15 protein-coding genes and 1 tRNA gene are annotated in these 14,690 nt (G+C 69.1%); 10 read left to right on the top strand and 6 right to left on the bottom strand.

The features are described 5' to 3' along the window. Window positions 1–86 precede the first annotated feature (86 nt). From cysS to ABT304_RS12535, 5 genes are all read left to right on the top strand, one after another. A complete protein-coding gene (gene cysS / locus ABT304_RS12555; RefSeq protein WP_350715565.1) occupies window positions 87–1,496 on the top strand; it encodes a cysteine--tRNA ligase in 1,410 nt (469 codons plus the stop codon). Next, window positions 1,496–2,449 carry a 23S rRNA (guanosine(2251)-2'-O)-methyltransferase RlmB gene (gene rlmB, locus ABT304_RS12550; RefSeq protein ID WP_350715564.1) on the top strand — a complete coding sequence of 318 codons (954 nt, stop codon included), beginning with the start codon at window positions 1,496–1,498 and terminating at the stop codon, window positions 2,447–2,449. Before cysS ends, rlmB begins: the two co-directional genes overlap by 1 nt. Before the next feature lie 50 nt (window positions 2,450–2,499). Continuing rightward, entirely contained in the window at window positions 2,500–4,038 is a 1,539-nt protein-coding gene (locus ABT304_RS12545) for a metallophosphoesterase (protein WP_350715563.1), read from the top strand. 145 nt (window positions 4,039–4,183) lie between these two features. Continuing rightward, window positions 4,184–4,259: transfer RNA gene (locus tag ABT304_RS12540), tRNA-Thr, on the top strand. Window positions 4,260–4,294: 35 nt separating this feature from the next. Further along, complete coding sequence (locus ABT304_RS12535) at window positions 4,295–4,699, top strand: HNH endonuclease (RefSeq protein WP_350715562.1); 405 nt, start codon at window positions 4,295–4,297, stop codon at window positions 4,697–4,699. Here ABT304_RS12535 and pdxY read toward each other — a convergent pair whose 3' ends face one another. From pdxY to ABT304_RS12515, 4 genes are read right to left on the bottom strand one after another with little or no spacing between them, the layout of a single operon-like run. After that, a complete protein-coding gene (gene pdxY, locus ABT304_RS12530; protein ID WP_350715561.1) occupies window positions 4,700–5,548 on the bottom strand; it encodes a pyridoxal kinase PdxY in 849 nt (282 codons plus the stop codon). It lies immediately after the preceding gene. A 23-nt stretch (window positions 5,549–5,571) separates the two neighbouring features. Next, window positions 5,572–6,165, bottom strand: coding sequence for a rhomboid family intramembrane serine protease (locus ABT304_RS12525; protein ID WP_350715559.1), 594 nt, complete (start codon window positions 6,163–6,165; stop codon window positions 5,572–5,574). Window positions 6,166–6,179: 14 nt separating this feature from the next. Then, on the bottom strand, window positions 6,180–6,740 hold the full coding sequence (locus tag ABT304_RS12520) for a hypothetical protein (RefSeq protein WP_350715557.1): 561 nt from the start codon (window positions 6,738–6,740) through the stop codon (window positions 6,180–6,182). Between the two features lie 56 nt (window positions 6,741–6,796). Next, a complete protein-coding gene (locus ABT304_RS12515; protein WP_160026833.1) occupies window positions 6,797–7,486 on the bottom strand; it encodes a uracil-DNA glycosylase in 690 nt (229 codons plus the stop codon). Window positions 7,487–7,539: 53 nt separating this feature from the next. Here ABT304_RS12515 and ABT304_RS12510 point away from each other — a divergent pair, with 53 nt between their 5' ends. Continuing rightward, window positions 7,540–8,535, top strand: a complete 996-nt coding sequence (locus ABT304_RS12510; RefSeq protein WP_350715555.1) for an LLM class F420-dependent oxidoreductase — start codon at window positions 7,540–7,542, stop codon at window positions 8,533–8,535. A gap of 64 nt (window positions 8,536–8,599) precedes the next feature. Next, complete coding sequence (locus tag ABT304_RS12505) at window positions 8,600–10,150, top strand: FMN-binding glutamate synthase family protein (protein WP_350715554.1); 1,551 nt, start codon at window positions 8,600–8,602, stop codon at window positions 10,148–10,150. Between the two features lie 114 nt (window positions 10,151–10,264). Here ABT304_RS12505 and ABT304_RS12500 read toward each other — a convergent pair whose 3' ends face one another. Together ABT304_RS12500 and ABT304_RS12495 are read right to left on the bottom strand one after the other, a co-directional pair. Then, complete coding sequence (locus tag ABT304_RS12500; RefSeq protein ID WP_350715552.1) at window positions 10,265–11,287, bottom strand: Gfo/Idh/MocA family protein; 1,023 nt, start codon at window positions 11,285–11,287, stop codon at window positions 10,265–10,267. A gap of 27 nt (window positions 11,288–11,314) precedes the next feature. Next, on the bottom strand, window positions 11,315–12,757 hold the full coding sequence (locus ABT304_RS12495; RefSeq protein ID WP_350715864.1) for an alpha,alpha-trehalose-phosphate synthase (UDP-forming): 1,443 nt from the start codon (window positions 12,755–12,757) through the stop codon (window positions 11,315–11,317). A gap of 157 nt (window positions 12,758–12,914) precedes the next feature. Between ABT304_RS12495 and ABT304_RS12490 the strand changes: the two genes are divergently transcribed. The 3 genes from ABT304_RS12490 to otsB all read left to right on the top strand — a co-directional run bounded on the left by ABT304_RS12490 (window position 12,915) and on the right by otsB (window position 14,674). Continuing rightward, a complete protein-coding gene (locus tag ABT304_RS12490; RefSeq protein WP_008360832.1) occupies window positions 12,915–13,211 on the top strand; it encodes a DUF3263 domain-containing protein in 297 nt (98 codons plus the stop codon). Next, window positions 13,212–13,730 (top strand): LytR C-terminal domain-containing protein, encoded by a 519-nt coding sequence (locus ABT304_RS12485; RefSeq protein ID WP_160026838.1) that lies wholly within the window; start codon window positions 13,212–13,214, stop codon window positions 13,728–13,730. A 92-nt stretch (window positions 13,731–13,822) separates the two neighbouring features. Further along, the gene (otsB, locus tag ABT304_RS12480; protein ID WP_350715550.1) at window positions 13,823–14,674 is read left to right on the top strand and encodes a trehalose-phosphatase; all 852 of its coding nucleotides are present in this window, start codon (window positions 13,823–13,825) and stop codon (window positions 14,672–14,674) included. The last annotated feature ends 16 nt before the right edge of the window (window positions 14,675–14,690 follow it).

Here is a 14,690-nt window from a genome sequence, read left to right as displayed (position 1 = left end):
TGAAATACTTGTCGTTCGCTCGCTGGCGCTCGCTCATCGTGCGTCGCGATAGGTAGGGAACCCGCGTACGTCCCTAGACTTGGGGCATGGCACTCAGGCTCTACGACTCGGCGACCCGTGAAGTACGTGACTTCACCCCCTTGCAGCCCGGCAAGGCGTCGCTCTATGTCTGTGGCCTGACCGTGCAGAGCGAGCCGCATGTCGGGCACGTGCGGAGCGGGGTGAACTTCGACGTGCTGCAGCGGTGGCTGCGGGCGTCGGGCTACGAGACCACCTTCATCCGCAACGTGACTGACATCGACGACAAGATCCTGGCGAAGTCGGCCGAGCAGGGACGTCCCTGGTACAACCTCGGCTACACCATGCACCGTGAGCTCGACGCCGCCTACGCCTCGCTCAACGTCGCCCGGCCGACCTACGAGCCGCTGGCCACCGGTCACATCCCCGAGATCATCGCGCTGATCGAGGAGCTGATCGCGAAGGGGCATGCCTACGCTGCCGAGGACGGCTCTGCGGACGTCTACTTCGACGTGCGCTCCTGGCCCGCCTACGGCGAGCTGTCGGGGCAGAAGGTCGACGACATGGAGGCCGCCGCCGACGCCGACCCGCGCGGCAAGCGCGACCCACGTGACTTCGCGCTGTGGAAGGGCCGGAAGGTCTCCGAGCCGGAGACCGCCTCCTGGCCCTCGCCCTGGGGTCTGGGACGGCCCGGGTGGCACATCGAGTGCTCGGCGATGGCCGGGAAATACCTCGGTCCCGCCTTCGACTTCCACGGCGGTGGCATCGACCTGCGCTTCCCGCACCACGAGAACGAGCAGGCCCAGTCGCGCGCTGCCGGCCGGCCCTTCGCGAGCTACTGGCTGCACAACGCCTGGATCACGACCTCCGGCGAGAAGATGTCGAAGTCGCTGGGCAACTCGCTGGTGATCCCCGAGGTCCTGAAGAAGGTACGCGGCATCGAGCTGCGCTACTACCTGGTCGCGGCCCACTACCGGTCCCACGTCGAGTTCTCCTTCGAGGCGCTCGAGGAGGCCGCAGCCGGATTCCAGCGGATCGAAGGCTTCCTGGAGCGCGCGGCGGCTGCGATCGGCGAGATCCCGGACGACGGCGTGCCGTGCGCCGACTTCGTCAACGCGATGGACGACGACCTCGGCACCCCGGCCGCCGTGGGCGCCCTGCACGAGGTCGTCCGCGAGGGCAACAAGCTGCTCGCCGACGGCGACAGCCCGGCGCTGCGCGGGGTCGCCGCGAGCGTCCGCGCGATGCTGGACGTGCTCGGTCTTGACCCCGCCGACCCGGCGTGGGGTCCGGCGAGCGGTGATGACGAGAAGCTGACCGGCGCGCTTGACGTACTTGTTCGCGGGGTCCTGGCCGAGCGCGCCGAGGCGCGCGCCGCCAAGGACTGGGCCCGCGCCGATGCCATGCGAGACCGGCTCAAGGACGCCGGGATCGAGATCGAGGACACCCCTGAGGGTCCGAAATGGAGCGTTAACTGATGGCAGGCAACTCCCAGCGTCGCGGAGCGATCGCGAAGGGGCGTAAGAAGGGTGCCCAGGTCGGCACCGGCGGCAACCGGCGTAAGGGTCTGGAGGGCAAGGGTCCGACGCCGAAGGCGAAGGACCGGCCCTACCACAAGGCCCACAAGGCGGCTCAGGCCGCGGAGCAGCGCAACAAGGGTCCGCGCAAGCGGGCCGCCGGCGACGCCGAGTGGATCATCGGACGCAACTCCGTGGTCGAGGCACTGCGTGAGGACGTACCGGTCAACGGGCTCTACGTCGCCGAGGGTGCCGAGCGCGACGGCCGGCTGCGCGAGGCGTTCATGCTCGCCTCCGAGAAGGGCATCTCGCTGCTCGAGGTGACCAAGGTCGAGCTCGACCGGCTGACCGGCTTCAACGGCCACCAGGGGCTCGCGGCGCGGATCCCCGCCTACGAGTACGCCCACGCCGACGACCTGCTCGACCGCGCGGCCGAGGTCAGGGAGAAGGCGCTGATCGTCGCTCTCGACCAGGTCACCGACCCGCGCAACCTGGGCGCCATCGTGCGCTCGGCCGCGGCGTTCGGCGCCCATGGCGTGGTCATCCCGGAGCGGCGTGCGGCCGGGATGACCGCCGCCGCGTGGAAGACGAGCGCCGGCGCCGCGGCGCGGATCCCGGTCGCGCAGACGGTCAACCTGACCCGGCAGCTGAAGGCCTACCAGGAGGCCGGCTGCATGGTCGTCGGGCTCGACATGGAGGGTGACATCACGCTGCCCGAGCTGGGTGCCCCCGAGGGCCTCGCCGATGGTCCGCTGGTGATCGTCGTCGGTGCCGAGGGTGGTGGGCTGTCCCGCCTGGTCCAGGAGACCTGCGACCAGATAGTGTCGATCCCGATGGCCAACTCCGTAGAGTCCCTCAATGCCGGCGTCGCTGCGTCGGTCGTGCTCTACGCGGTCGCGGAGGCGCGCCGCTGATCTCTCGCCGCACTCTGTTTCGGGGCCTCGCCGTCTGGGCGGGGCTCGGAGTGCTGTGGCTCGTGCTGGCCGTGGCGCTGAGCGCGTGGCTCTTCCTGTCCAGCGAACGCCAGGTGGTCCTGGCCGGTCACGACTCGGTCCTGCGCCCGACGCTGTCGGGGAAGGCGGTCATCCACACCGGACCGGTGCTGCCTGACGTACGTCTGGACGTCGGCGGCCCGGTCGGCGTCGACGTCACCCTCGGGAAGACCGAGCTGCGGTCGATGGACGAGCTCTTCGAGCGCTACGCGGTCCTCGGGTCGGCCCCTGCCGGCCAGCGCGCGGTCGTGGTGGAGCAGGTCGAGTCGATGCTCGTCGCGGCCGTGGTCCGCGGCGCCGCGGTGTCCTTGGCGATCGTCGCCGGGGGAGTCGTGCTGTGGTGGCTGCCCGGCTCCCAGCGGCGCGCCGACCTGCGCAGACACATCACGGAGTCGGTCCGCACCCGGCGCGGTCTCACCACCGCGGGCATCGGCATGGTCGCGGTGGCGGTGCTCGTGGCCGCGGTCTGGCAGCCCGGGGGCGCGGCCGGAGCGCCCGCCGCGGACAAGGAGGCCGGACCGGTCGCCGGCGAATGGACCCCGCTGGCCGACTTCCTCGGCGCGGCGATCCCGGTGCCCGAGGAGCTGGCCGAGGTGGAGGTCCGCGGCGACGCCTACGCCAACCAGACCCGCCGACTCGTGGCCAGCGCCGTCGACACCTACAACTCCAGCCGGACCTTCTACGAGAAGGTCGTGGAGAAGGTCCCGGACCTGGCGCTGCGCGAGCCGGGCGAGGACGAGACCGTGTCGGTCCTCGTCTCCGACCGCCACGACAACGTCGGCATGGACTCCGTGGTCCGCGCGATCGCCGACGAGGGCGGCGCGACCGGCATCCTCGACGCCGGCGACGACACCTCGACCGGATCCGACTGGGAGACCTTCTCCCTCGACTCGCTCACCGACGCCAGCGGCGGCCTGGACAAGTGGGCGGTCACCGGCAACCACGACTACGGCCCGACGGTCGGTGACTACCTCGCCGACCGGGGCTGGACCATGCTCGACGGCGAGGTCGTCGAGGGCCCCGGCGGCTCGACGCTCCTGGGCGTCCCCGACCCGCGCACCAGCGGCCTCGGCAACTGGATCGACGAGAAGGGCGTCACCCTCGAGGAGGCCGGCGAGAAGCTGGCCGACATCGCCTGCGCCTCGATGGAGGAGGGCAAGCCCATCGCGACCCTTCTCGTCCACGACCCCTCGCTCGGACGCGAGACGCTGCGACGGGGCTGCGCGACCCTCGTCGTCGGCGGCCACCGCCACGTCCACCTGGGGCCGAGCCAGGTGATCGGCGAGAACGGCGAGATCGGCTGGACCTACACCAACGGCACGACGGGCGGGGCGGCGTACGCCTTCGCGATGGGGAAGATCCGCCGCACCGCGGAGGTCACCCTGATCACCTACGCCGACGGGATCCCCGTCGGTCTCCAGTCCGTCGAGCTGGAGACCAACGGCGCCCTGACCGCCCACGAGTACGTCCCCCTGGACGTCCCGCCGGAGACGAGCGACGCGAGCCCCTAGACCCGCTCGCGCTCGGACTCGTAGGTCTCCCTGCACGTGTTCTCAAGGGATGCCTCGGCGCGCGTCACGGTCAGGACGACACGCCGGATGCGCACTCGGGCCAATGACTGGCTACGATTGCCCGGCCGGCATTCCTCGTCGGCGTGCCGGTGTAGCTGAGTTGGTACAGCAGGGTCCTTGTAAGACCAAGATCGCAGGTTCGAGTCCTGTCACCGGCTCCACGAAGTTGTCGGTGGTCGCATTTAGTGTCACCGCCATGAGAGTTTGCGTGGGGTGTGGTGCGCCCCTTGTGAAGCGCCACCAGCTCAGGTTCTGCAGCAACGCGTGTCAACGGGCGATGGAACGTCGCGAGAAGATCGAGCGATGGTTGAAGACCGGTGAGGCAAGGCTCAGCGGAAGTCGGCGCCACTACGTGAAGCTCCACTTGATGGAGGATCAGGTGGGGCTATGTGCGATCTGCGCGTGCCCAGCTACGTGGAACGACATTGAGTTGACCTTTGTGCTGGACCACATCGACGGAGATGCGACCAACAACAGACGCGAAAATCTGAGACTGGTCTGTCCGAACTGCGACAGCCAGCTGCCGACGTACAAGGCCAAGAACCGGGGAAGTGGCAGGGCCTGGCGGCGACAGCGGTACGCCGACGGCAAGTCCTACTGATCAGCGGAGCTGAGTGACCTCGTACGTCGTCGGCGGGTTGGCGATGTCGCCCTGGGAGGCGACGAGCTCGAGCTCGCGACGGCCCGACTTCAACGTGCGGTCGAGGATCGCGAACAGGGTGTTCGCGGTGCGGCTGAGGGCGGCCGGCGTCGAGCCGGTCGAGAGCAGGTGGGAGAGGTAGACCGCCGCGGTGACGTCGCCGCCGCCGTTGGGGGAGATCGGGAGCAGGGGAGTGGTGACCGACCAGGCGCCCTCGTCGGAGACGGCGACCAGGTCGAGATGGGTCGGGTCCTTGGTGATCACCGAGGTCACCAGCACGTTGGACGGGCCGGACTCGCGGACGATGTCGACGGCGGCGAGCACCTCCTGCAGCGTGTCGGTCGACTCGAGGCTGGCGAGGAAGTTGAGCTCGAAGTGGTTGGGTGTGATCACGTCGGCGGAAGGCACGACCTCGTCGCGCATGAACTCCGGGATGCCCTCACGGACGAACATCCCGCGCCCGACGTCGCCCATCACCGGGTCGCAGCAGTAGAGGGCGCGCGGGTTGAGCGCCTTCACGCGGCGTACGGAATCCAGGATGATCGCGCCGACGGCCGGGTCGCCCTGGTAGCCGGACAGCACGGCGGAGACGGTGGAGAGACCGTCGCGTTCGGAGATCCCCTCGATGACCTCGGCGACCTGGTCGGCGGCCACGACCGGTCCACGCCACTCGCCGTAGCCGGTGTGGTTGGAGAAGTTGACCGTGAGCACGGGCCAGACCTCGTGACCGAGGCGCTGGATCGGGAAGACTGCCGCCGAGTTGCCGACGTAGCCGAAGGCCACGTGCGACTGGATGGAGAGGATCTGCATGGCAGTATTCTGCGACTGCAGCTTCAGGCTGCCTGCTTCTGGGGCGGGTCGTTGAGCAGCCAGGCCGCCAGCGCGCCACCGATCGCGCCGAAGAGGTGGCCCTGCCAGGAGACACCGGTCTGCCCCGGGAGTACGCCCAGGAGCAGGCTGCCCCAGGCCAGGAAGATGAGGACGCCGATGACGATCTGGCCGACGCGGTGGCTGAACAGGCCACGCAGGATCAGGTAGACGAGCCAGCCGAAGATCAGCATCGAGGTGCCGGCGGTGATGCTGCCCGGGGGCGACATCAGCCAGACGCCGACGCCTCCGACCACCCAGATGATGAGCGTCGCCACGATCCCGCGGCCGACGCCCGAGGCGAGCACGAGGAAGCCGAGGACGAGTGCGAACAGGGTGTTGCCGTAGAGGTGGGCCCAGCCGAAGTGGAGCACCGGGGCGAACACGATTCCGAGCAGGCCGGCGTCGGTGCGCGGCTGGATGCCCAGCGTGTCGAGCTGGTGTCCGCTGATGTAGTCGGTGGCCTCGAGCACCCAGAGCAGGGCGACGAAGCCGAGCGACCAAATGCCGGCCCGAAGCCAGTTGGCGCGTTGGGGCCGCGTGGGGGAGTCCTGGCTCACGCTTGAAATCTTACCTACCGCTCCACAGCGGCGAGTCGTTGCTCGAGACTCTCATAGAGGTAGGGGACGGCGGCCGGGTGCGGACCGGTCTCGTAGAGCTCGGTGGCGAGGCCCCGGGGCGACTCCCCGGCGTGGTCGGCCGCCCAGGTCTGGCCACCCCCGGTGATCCGCCCGCCGTCGAGGGGCAGGACCGCCTCGGCCGCCAGCGCCACCCAGCGTCCACCGCCGCTCTCGAGCCAGGCCACCGGCACGGCGTACGCCTCGCCCTCGGTCATGTCGGCGTCGAGGGTGATCCCGCGGCCGATCGGATGAGCTCCCTGCCGGCTCCACAGGATGGTCGTGACCTCGAGCCGGTCCGCGTCGTCAGGGCCGGCGGTGCCGAGGACGAGGTGGTCGGCGAAGGTCGCCCAGTCGCGTACGTCGGTCGCGGGGTACTCCGGAGGACCTGCCCGTTCCAGGAGGGTCCGTCCGCCGAGCACAGCGGCCCAGAGCGCTATCAGGACGACGACGATGGTCCCGCCGATCTTGAGCCGCCGTGACACCGACAGCGTCGGTCCGGTCGTGTTCTCGCCCACGTGACCCCCGTTCACCGCGCCGATGGGCCGATGGGGCGACCCTCATCAGGCAGAGCCTAATCGGGAAGGGACCAGTCGACCGGGGAACCGCCCTGCTCGACCAGGAGGGCGTTGGCGCGGGAGAACGGCCGGGACCCGAAGAACCCCCGGCGCGCCGAGAGCGGCGAGGGGTGGACGGACTTGATCGCGGGCACCCCGTTGAGCCGTGGCTCGAGATTCTGCGCGTGCCGGCCCCACAGGATCGCGACCAGCGGTCCGCCGCGTCGGCCGAGGACGTCGATCGCCCGCCCGGTGACCTCCTCCCAGCCCTTCTTCGAGTGGGAGGCGGGAGCACCCGGCCGCACCGTCAGCGAGGTGTTGAGCAGCATCACCCCGCGGTCGGCCCAGGTCGACAGGTCACCGTGCTCGGGCATCTTCAGGTCGAGGTCGGTGGCCAGCTCGGCATAGATGTTCCGCAGCGACGCCGGCAGCGGACGTACGTCCTTCTCGACCGCGAAGCTGAGCCCGATCGGGTGCCCGATGGTCGGGTAGGGGTCCTGGCCGACGATCAGGACGCGTACGTCCCGCAGCGGGCGCCGGAAGGCGTTGAAGATCCGGTCGCCGTCGGGAAGGTAGGGACGCCTGGCCGCCAGCTCGTCGCGCAGGAAGCGGCCCATCTGCTCGATCTGCGGCTCGGCCGGCGCCAGCGCCTCGGCCCAGTCGGCAGCCATCAGGCCCTTGTCCACGAGTCCGGCGAGTGCGCTCATAGTCGCTCAACATATCGTTCGCCACCCACACGGGCGCTGGATAGGTTGGATGCATGAAGTTCGGACTCTTCATCCCGCAGGGATGGCGCTTTGACCTCGTCGGCATCGACCCGGCGGACCAGTGGACGACGATGAAGGAACTCGCGCTGCACGCCGACTCGGGCGAGGCGTGGGAGTCGGTCTGGGTCTACGACCACTTCCACACCACCCCGGAGCCGTCCGACCAGGCGACCCACGAGGCCTGGTCGCTGATGGCGGGTCTGGGCGCGGTGACGTCACGGGTGCGCCTCGGGCAGATGTGCTCGTGCATGTCCTACCGCAACCCGGCCTACCTGGCGAAGGTTGCCGCGACCACCGACCACATCAGTGGCGGCCGGGTCGAGATGGGCATCGGCGCGGGCTGGTACGAGCACGAGTGGCGGGCCTACGGCTACGGTTTCCCGGAGGCGCGCGACCGTCTCGGGATGCTCCGCGAGGGCGTTCAGATCTTCCAGCAGGCCTGGACCAAGGGCATCTCGTCGCTGGACGGGAAGTACTACCAGGTCGACGGCGCCATCTGTCAGCCGCTGCCGCTGCAGCAGGGCCGATCCGGCATCCCGCTGTGGATCGCCGGCGGCGGCGAGAAGGTGACTCTGAAGATCGCGGCCCAGTACGCCGACTACACCAACTTCGCCGGCGACCCGGAGACGTTCAAGGCCAAGTCCGACATCCTCGCGGCGCACTGCGAGAACCTCGGCCGCGACTTCTCGGAGATCACCCGCTCGTCCAACTACAACGTCTTCATCGGTGAGACCGAGAAGGACGTCCAGGACAAGATCGACTGGTACGCCGACCACCTCGCCAAGTCGCTCGGAGAGGCTGCCGGCGCGGAGCATGCTCGCCGCAGCGGCGTCCAGGGGCTAGCCGGCACGCCCGAGCAGATCGTGGAGAAGCTGAAGTCGATGGAGGAGCTGGGGATGACGTACGCCATCACCTACTTCGGCGACGCCGCCTACGACCGCTCTTCGATCGAGCTCTTCGAGTCGAAGGTCATTCCCGAGTTCGCCTGAGTGACACCCGGCGACACGGTCGCGGACTTTTACAACGAGGAGACCGCCCGGTAGGAAGACGTACATGAAGATGACGACCCTCCTCGGGGGAGTGGCAGTTGCCGCCGGCGTGGTCGCCGCGCGCGACCTGACCCAGCGCAAGCACGCGATCCTGCGGAACTTCCCGGTGATCGGGCACGCGCGTTACCTGATGGAGAAGATCGGGCCGGAGCTGCGGCAGTACATCGTGACCGGCAACGACGAGGAGCGGCCCTTCAGCCGGGACCAGCGGCGCTGGGTCTACGCCTCGGCCAAGGAGCAGAACAACTACTTCGGCTTCGGCACCGACAACGACATCGAGCACGTCCAGGGCCACATCCACATCAAGCACCGTACGTTCGCCGACTCCCTGCCCGACGACCACGACCGGGCCGCCAGGCTCCCGTCGGCGAAGGTGCTCGGAGGTCCGCGCAGGCGTGCGAAGGCGTTCCGGCCGGAGTCGGTCGTCAACATCTCGGCGATGTCGTTCGGGTCGCTGTCCGGGCCGGCGATCACGGCGCTCAACCGGGGTGCGTTCAAGGCCGGCGCGATGCACAACACCGGCGAGGGCGGCATCTCGTCCTACCACCTCGAAGGTGGTGCTGACCTGGTCATGCAGATCGGCACCGCGTACTTCGGGTGCCGGAACGCGGACGGCACCTTCTCGATCGATCGGCTCAAGGAGCGGGTCGCCACCGCGCCGGTCAAGGCGATCGAGATCAAGCTCTCCCAGGGCGCCAAGCCCGGCCTCGGTGGGCTGCTGCCGGCGGCCAAGGTGACCCCGGAGATCGCCGCGATCCGCGGCATCGAGGTCGGCAAGGACTGCGTGTCGCCGTCTCGTCACTCCGCCTTCCACGACGTCGACTCGATGCTCGACTTCGTCGAGATGATCGCCGCCGAGACCGGGCTGCCGGTCGGCATCAAGTCGGCGGTCGGTGAGATGGAGTTCTGGCGGGAGCTCGCCGCCAGAATGCGGTCGGGGGAGCGGGGCGTCGACTTCGTCACCGTCGACGGCGGCGAGGGTGGCACCGGCGCCGCGCCGTTGATCTTCTCCGACGCGGTCGCGATGCCGTACCGGATCGGCTTCTCGCGGGTCTACGGCACCTTCGCCGAGCTCGGCCTGACCGACTCGGTCACCTTCATCGGCTCGGCCAAGGTCGGTCTGCCGGAGAACGCCGCCGTCGCCTTCGCGCTCGGCGCCGACATGGTCAACGTCGGCCGCGAGGCGATGATGTCGATCGGCTGCATCCAGGCTCAGAAGTGCCACGACGACACCTGTCCGACCGGCGTCGCGACGCAGAGCAAGTGGCTCTCCGGCGGCCTCGACCCGCTGGACAAGGGCGACCGCTGCGCCAGCTACCTGAGAACCCTTCGCCGGGAGCTGACGAAGGTCTCCGCCGCCGTCGGCGTCGCCCACCCCGGCCTGATCACGCCCCACGACATCGAGGTCATGAACGGCGACTACGAGTCACGCACCCTCGCCGGTGTCTACGGTTACAAGGACCACTGGGGCGCCCTCGGCCCCGAGATCGCCCGCGAGCTCCTCGCCGTCGTGCAGCCGCACCGTACGTTCAACGAGAAGCCGAACACCGCCTGAGAGCCGAGCCGTCAGGTACGTCGGCCGAGACGTCACTCGCGTCGGTCGAGTTGGCATCGAGCTGCCAACTCGACCGACGCAGCTGACGTCTCGGCCTGAGGGGGTGACTTCTCGTCAGGACTCGCTCGCGTAGCGGGCGCCGATGGACTCGCGGATCATGTCCATCTGGCGCATCAGGCTGAGCGTCTGGCTGTGGGGCACCAGCGGGGACTCCAGAAGACCCTCGCGCAGGCAGCGCTGCACCTCGGCGATCTCGTTGCCGTACGCCGCGCCGATGACGGGCTCGTCGCCGACGATCTCGACGGGCTCGTCGCCGTTGGCGGGCTTGAAGACCGCCGAGGACGGGTGGTGGAAGTCGGTCAGCTCGATGCGCCCCTGGTCGGTGGCGATGGCCGCCGAGCGCGAGGAGTAGGAGGTGACCGAGGAGACCATGGTGGAGAGCTCGTTGCCGGCGTACTTCCCGGTCATCACCAGGTCGAGGTCGAAGGTGCCGCCGTCGGCCCCGGTGCCGATGTTGGCCTGAGCGGTCAGCGCGCGGGCCTCGCCGAAGAGCAGGTGGGCGAAGGTGAGCGGGTAGATGCCCATGTCGAGCAGCGCGCTGGCGCCGAGCGCGGGGTCGAGGAGGCGCTGGTGCTGCTCGGGGTCGGCGACGAAGCCGAGCTCGGCGTGTACGTGTCGGGGGACCCCGAAGCGGCCCGACTTCACGTCGGTGACGAGGCGCCGGATGATCGGGTTGGTCGCCATCCACATGGCTTCCATGAGGAAGAGCTTCTTGGAGGTCGCCAGGTCGACCATCTTCTGCGAGTCGGCGGCGTTGAGCGTCAGCGCCTTCTCGCACAGCACGTGCCTGCCGGCCTCGAGCATGAGGGTGGCGTGCTCGAGGTGGTGGGAGTGGGGGGAGGCGACATAGACGACGTCGACGTCCTCGTCGGCGGCGAGCTCCTCATAGGAGCCGTGCGCGCGGACCGGGCCGTTGGCGGCGTACTCCTTCGCGAACGTCTCCGCGGACTCCTTGCTCCGGGAGCCGACGGCCGCGAGCCGGCCGTCGGGGACGAGCATCAGATCGGTGGCGAGGGAGTGGGCGATCCGGCCGGTGCCGAGAATTCCCCACCTGATCGGGTCAGAGTTGGTGGTCACGCGACGACTCTAGCCACCTGGCCGGTCCTAGTGGGCGTTGGGCGGAAGGACGTTCTTGGTGTGGCTGCCCTGCACCCCGGCGAGCTCCTCGAGGAAGGAGTCGGCCCAATAACGTACGTCCTTGGAGGCGACCTGCTTGCGCATCGCCTTCATCCGGCGGGTGAGCTCCTTCGGCTCGGCCTTGTACGCCTCGAGCAGCGCGGCCTTCATCCCGTTGATGTCGTAGGGGTTCACGAGCCAGGCCTGGCGCAGCTCCTCGGCCGCGCCGGCGAACTCGGAGAGCACGAGGGCGCCGTCGTTGTCGTAGCGGCAGGCGACGTACTCCTTCGCGACCAGGTTCATGCCGTCGCGGTAGGGGGTGACGACCATGATGTCGGCGGCGCGGTAGAGCGCGGCCATCTCCGCTCGGGGGAGCGAGGTGTGGAGGTAGGAGATCGCGGGGCGGCCGATGCGGCCGAGATCGCCGTTGAGCCGGCCGACGAGGCGGTCGATGTCGTCGCGCAGCTTGCGGTACTGCTCGACGCGCTCGCGCGAGGGCACCGCCACCTGGACGAAGATCGCGTCCTCGACGTCGAGCTCGGTGTCGCGGAGCATCTCGCCGTAGGCGCGCAGCCTGGCGTAGATGCCCTTGGTGTAGTCGAGCCGGTCGACGCCGAGCAGGATCTTCTTCGGGTCGCCGAGCTGCTGGCGGATCTCCTTGGCGCGCTGATTGATGGCCTCGTCGTGGGCCATCTCGTCGAAGCCCACGAAGTCGATCGAGATCGGGAAGGCGGCGGCGTGCACGGTGCGGCCGTCAGGGAGATAGACCAGGTCACGATGGGTCTTGTGACCGACGCGCTGGCGCACCAGGCGGACGAAGTTCTGGGCCGCCTGCGGCAGCTGGAAGCCGACCAGGTCGGCGCCGAGGAGGCCTTCGAGGAGCTGGCGGCGCCAGGGGACCTGCTGGAAGAGCTCGGCCGGCGGGAACGGGATGTGCAGGTAGAAGCCGATGCGTAGGTCGGGGCGGAGCTCGCGCAGCATCTGCGGGACCAGCTGGAGCTGGTAGTCCTGCACCCAGACGGTCGCGCCCTTCGCGGCGACCTCCGCGCACTTCTCGGCGAACCTCCGATTGACGCGCTGGTAGCCGTCCCACCACTCGCGGTGGAACTCCGGCTTGGCCACGACGTCGTGGTAGAGCGGCCACAGGGTGCCGTTGGAGAAGCCCTCGTAGTGCTCCTCGATGTCCTGAGCGGTCATCGTCATCGGCAGCAGGTGGAGCCCGTCGTCCTCGAACGGCTCGAGGTCCTCGTCGGTGCCGCCCGGCCAGCCGATCCAGACACCGTCGTTGGCCCGCAGGACAGGCTCCAGGGCGCTGACCAGACCTCCTGGGGAGCGCCGCCACGCCTTCGTTCCGTCCGGCATCTCCACACGATCCACGGGGAGCCGATTGGCCACGATTACCAGGTCAGCCTGCACATCTCCGACTGTAATGGAACGGCGCCAGGTTCGGCGCCGAGTCGTTCCACCCGTGACTTCCGGCCCCCTGAAGTGAATACCTGTCGAGTAACACGCCGGGAGGGTGAACCACAGCGGTGTAGTTCGGCGCGTTAGGGTGTGGTCAGATGCAGACGACACCGGGGGACGAGGAATGAGCGCTGTCAACGTGCAGGTCACAGGCCCAGGCGAGGACCCCTCGAGCCTCAGCGAGCGAGACAAGCAGATCCTCGACTTCGAGCGTCAGTGGTGGAAGTACGCCGGAGCCAAGGAAGCCGCTGTGCGCGAGGCGTTCAACATGTCCGCCACCCGTTACTACCAGGTGCTCAACGCTCTCATCGACAAGCCGGAGGCCCTCGAGGCCGACCCTCTGCTGGTACGCCGCCTGCGGCGGCTCCGCGCGGCCCGGCAGCGTCAGCGCTCGGCGAGACGGCTCGGTTTCGAGGTCTGAATGACCGGCTGCGTACGTCCTTCGAAGGGTGAGCGTGGCGTCGCGCTCCCCACACCCGTCATCGCGCTGAGCGTGGTGGCCGTGGTCGCCGCGGTGATCATCTTCTGGATCACCGGTGGTGACGGAGACGAGGGCAAGGAGATCGCCCAGGCCGGCGGCAGCCCCTCGGCTTCGGCGTCGGCCTCACCGAAGGCGGCCAAGGCGGAGGAGAAGAAGCCGGCGAAGGCCGAGCCCTCGCCCGTCGACCGTGCCAAGGTCAGCGTCGAGGTCTACAACAACACCAACATCGCCGGCCTGGCCGGTGAGGTCGCGGCCAAGGCGACCACGGTCGGGTGGAACGTCGTCGGCGAGGACAACTGGATGGGCTCCATCCCGGAGAACACCGTCTACTACCCGAGCGAGATGAAGCGCGAGGGTCAACAGCTCGCGGACGACCTCGGCATCAAACGCACCCATGTGTCGGTCGAGGGCTCGATGAAGGGCGACCGGTTGACGGTGGTTCTGACCGGGGCTCTCTGAGCCTTTCCGGCCGTTGTCGAGGGTGTGTGATCTACCGCACGGCGGCGACCTCGCGGTCGGCTCCGAGGTGGTTGCCGTGTCACAGTTGAGGCATGGCCGAACTCCAGCCTGATGGCACCGCAGGAGAGCAGAAGTACGCCGCGATCGCGGCTGCTGCCGCCGAGACCCTCGTCGGTCTCGACTTCGACGGCACGCTCTCTCCGATCGTCGAGGATCCGGCTGCGGCTCGGATCCATCCGGACGCGGCCGCGGTCCTGATCGCGCTCGCGTCCCAGGTGAAGGCACTGGCCATCGTCACCGGCCGACCGGCCGGACAGGTCGTCGAGCTCGGCGGGCTGGCCGCGATCGCCGACGCGCTCGCGGAGGAGGGCAAGGAGCTGTACGTCTTCGGGCAGTACGGCAACGAGCGCTGGAGCGGTGCCGACCGGGTCGTCGTCGGCCCGCCGCCGCCCGACGGGCTGGCCGCCTTCGAGGCGGCGCTGCCGGAGGTGCTCGCGGCTCACGGGGCTCAGGACGCCTACATCGAGGAGAAGGGTCTCGCCGTCGGGGTGCACACCCGCCGGTTCCCCGATCCCGACGGCCTCGCCGCGCGTCTGCTTCCGCCGCTGACCGAGCTGGCCGGCGAGCACGGGCTCGTGATCGAGCCCGGCAAGCAGGTCATCGAGGTGCGTGCGCCCGGCATGCACAAGGGTCACGCGATCGACACGCTGATCTCGGAGGTCTCGCCCGGCGCGATCCTGTTCGGCGGTGACGACCTGGGTGACATCGAGGCGTTCGAGGCGGTCAGGGCCTGGGGAAAGACCACCGGGTCGGCGACGCTGCTCGTCTACTCCCACGCCGGGCCCGACCGGGGTCCCCTCGCGGATCTCGCCGATCTCGAGGTGCAGGGGCCGGAAGGCGTACTGGGGCTGCTGGAGCGGCTGACGGCCGACGCCGTCCGCTGACAGCGAACACGATAAC

Origin of the sequence: Nocardioides sp. NPDC000445, from assembly GCF_040300245.1 — a bacterium.
Classification (GTDB): domain Bacteria; phylum Actinomycetota; class Actinomycetes; order Propionibacteriales; family Nocardioidaceae; genus Nocardioides.
Note: the sequence above shows the minus strand (reverse complement) of the source record. Positions and strands in the feature narration are given on the sequence as shown.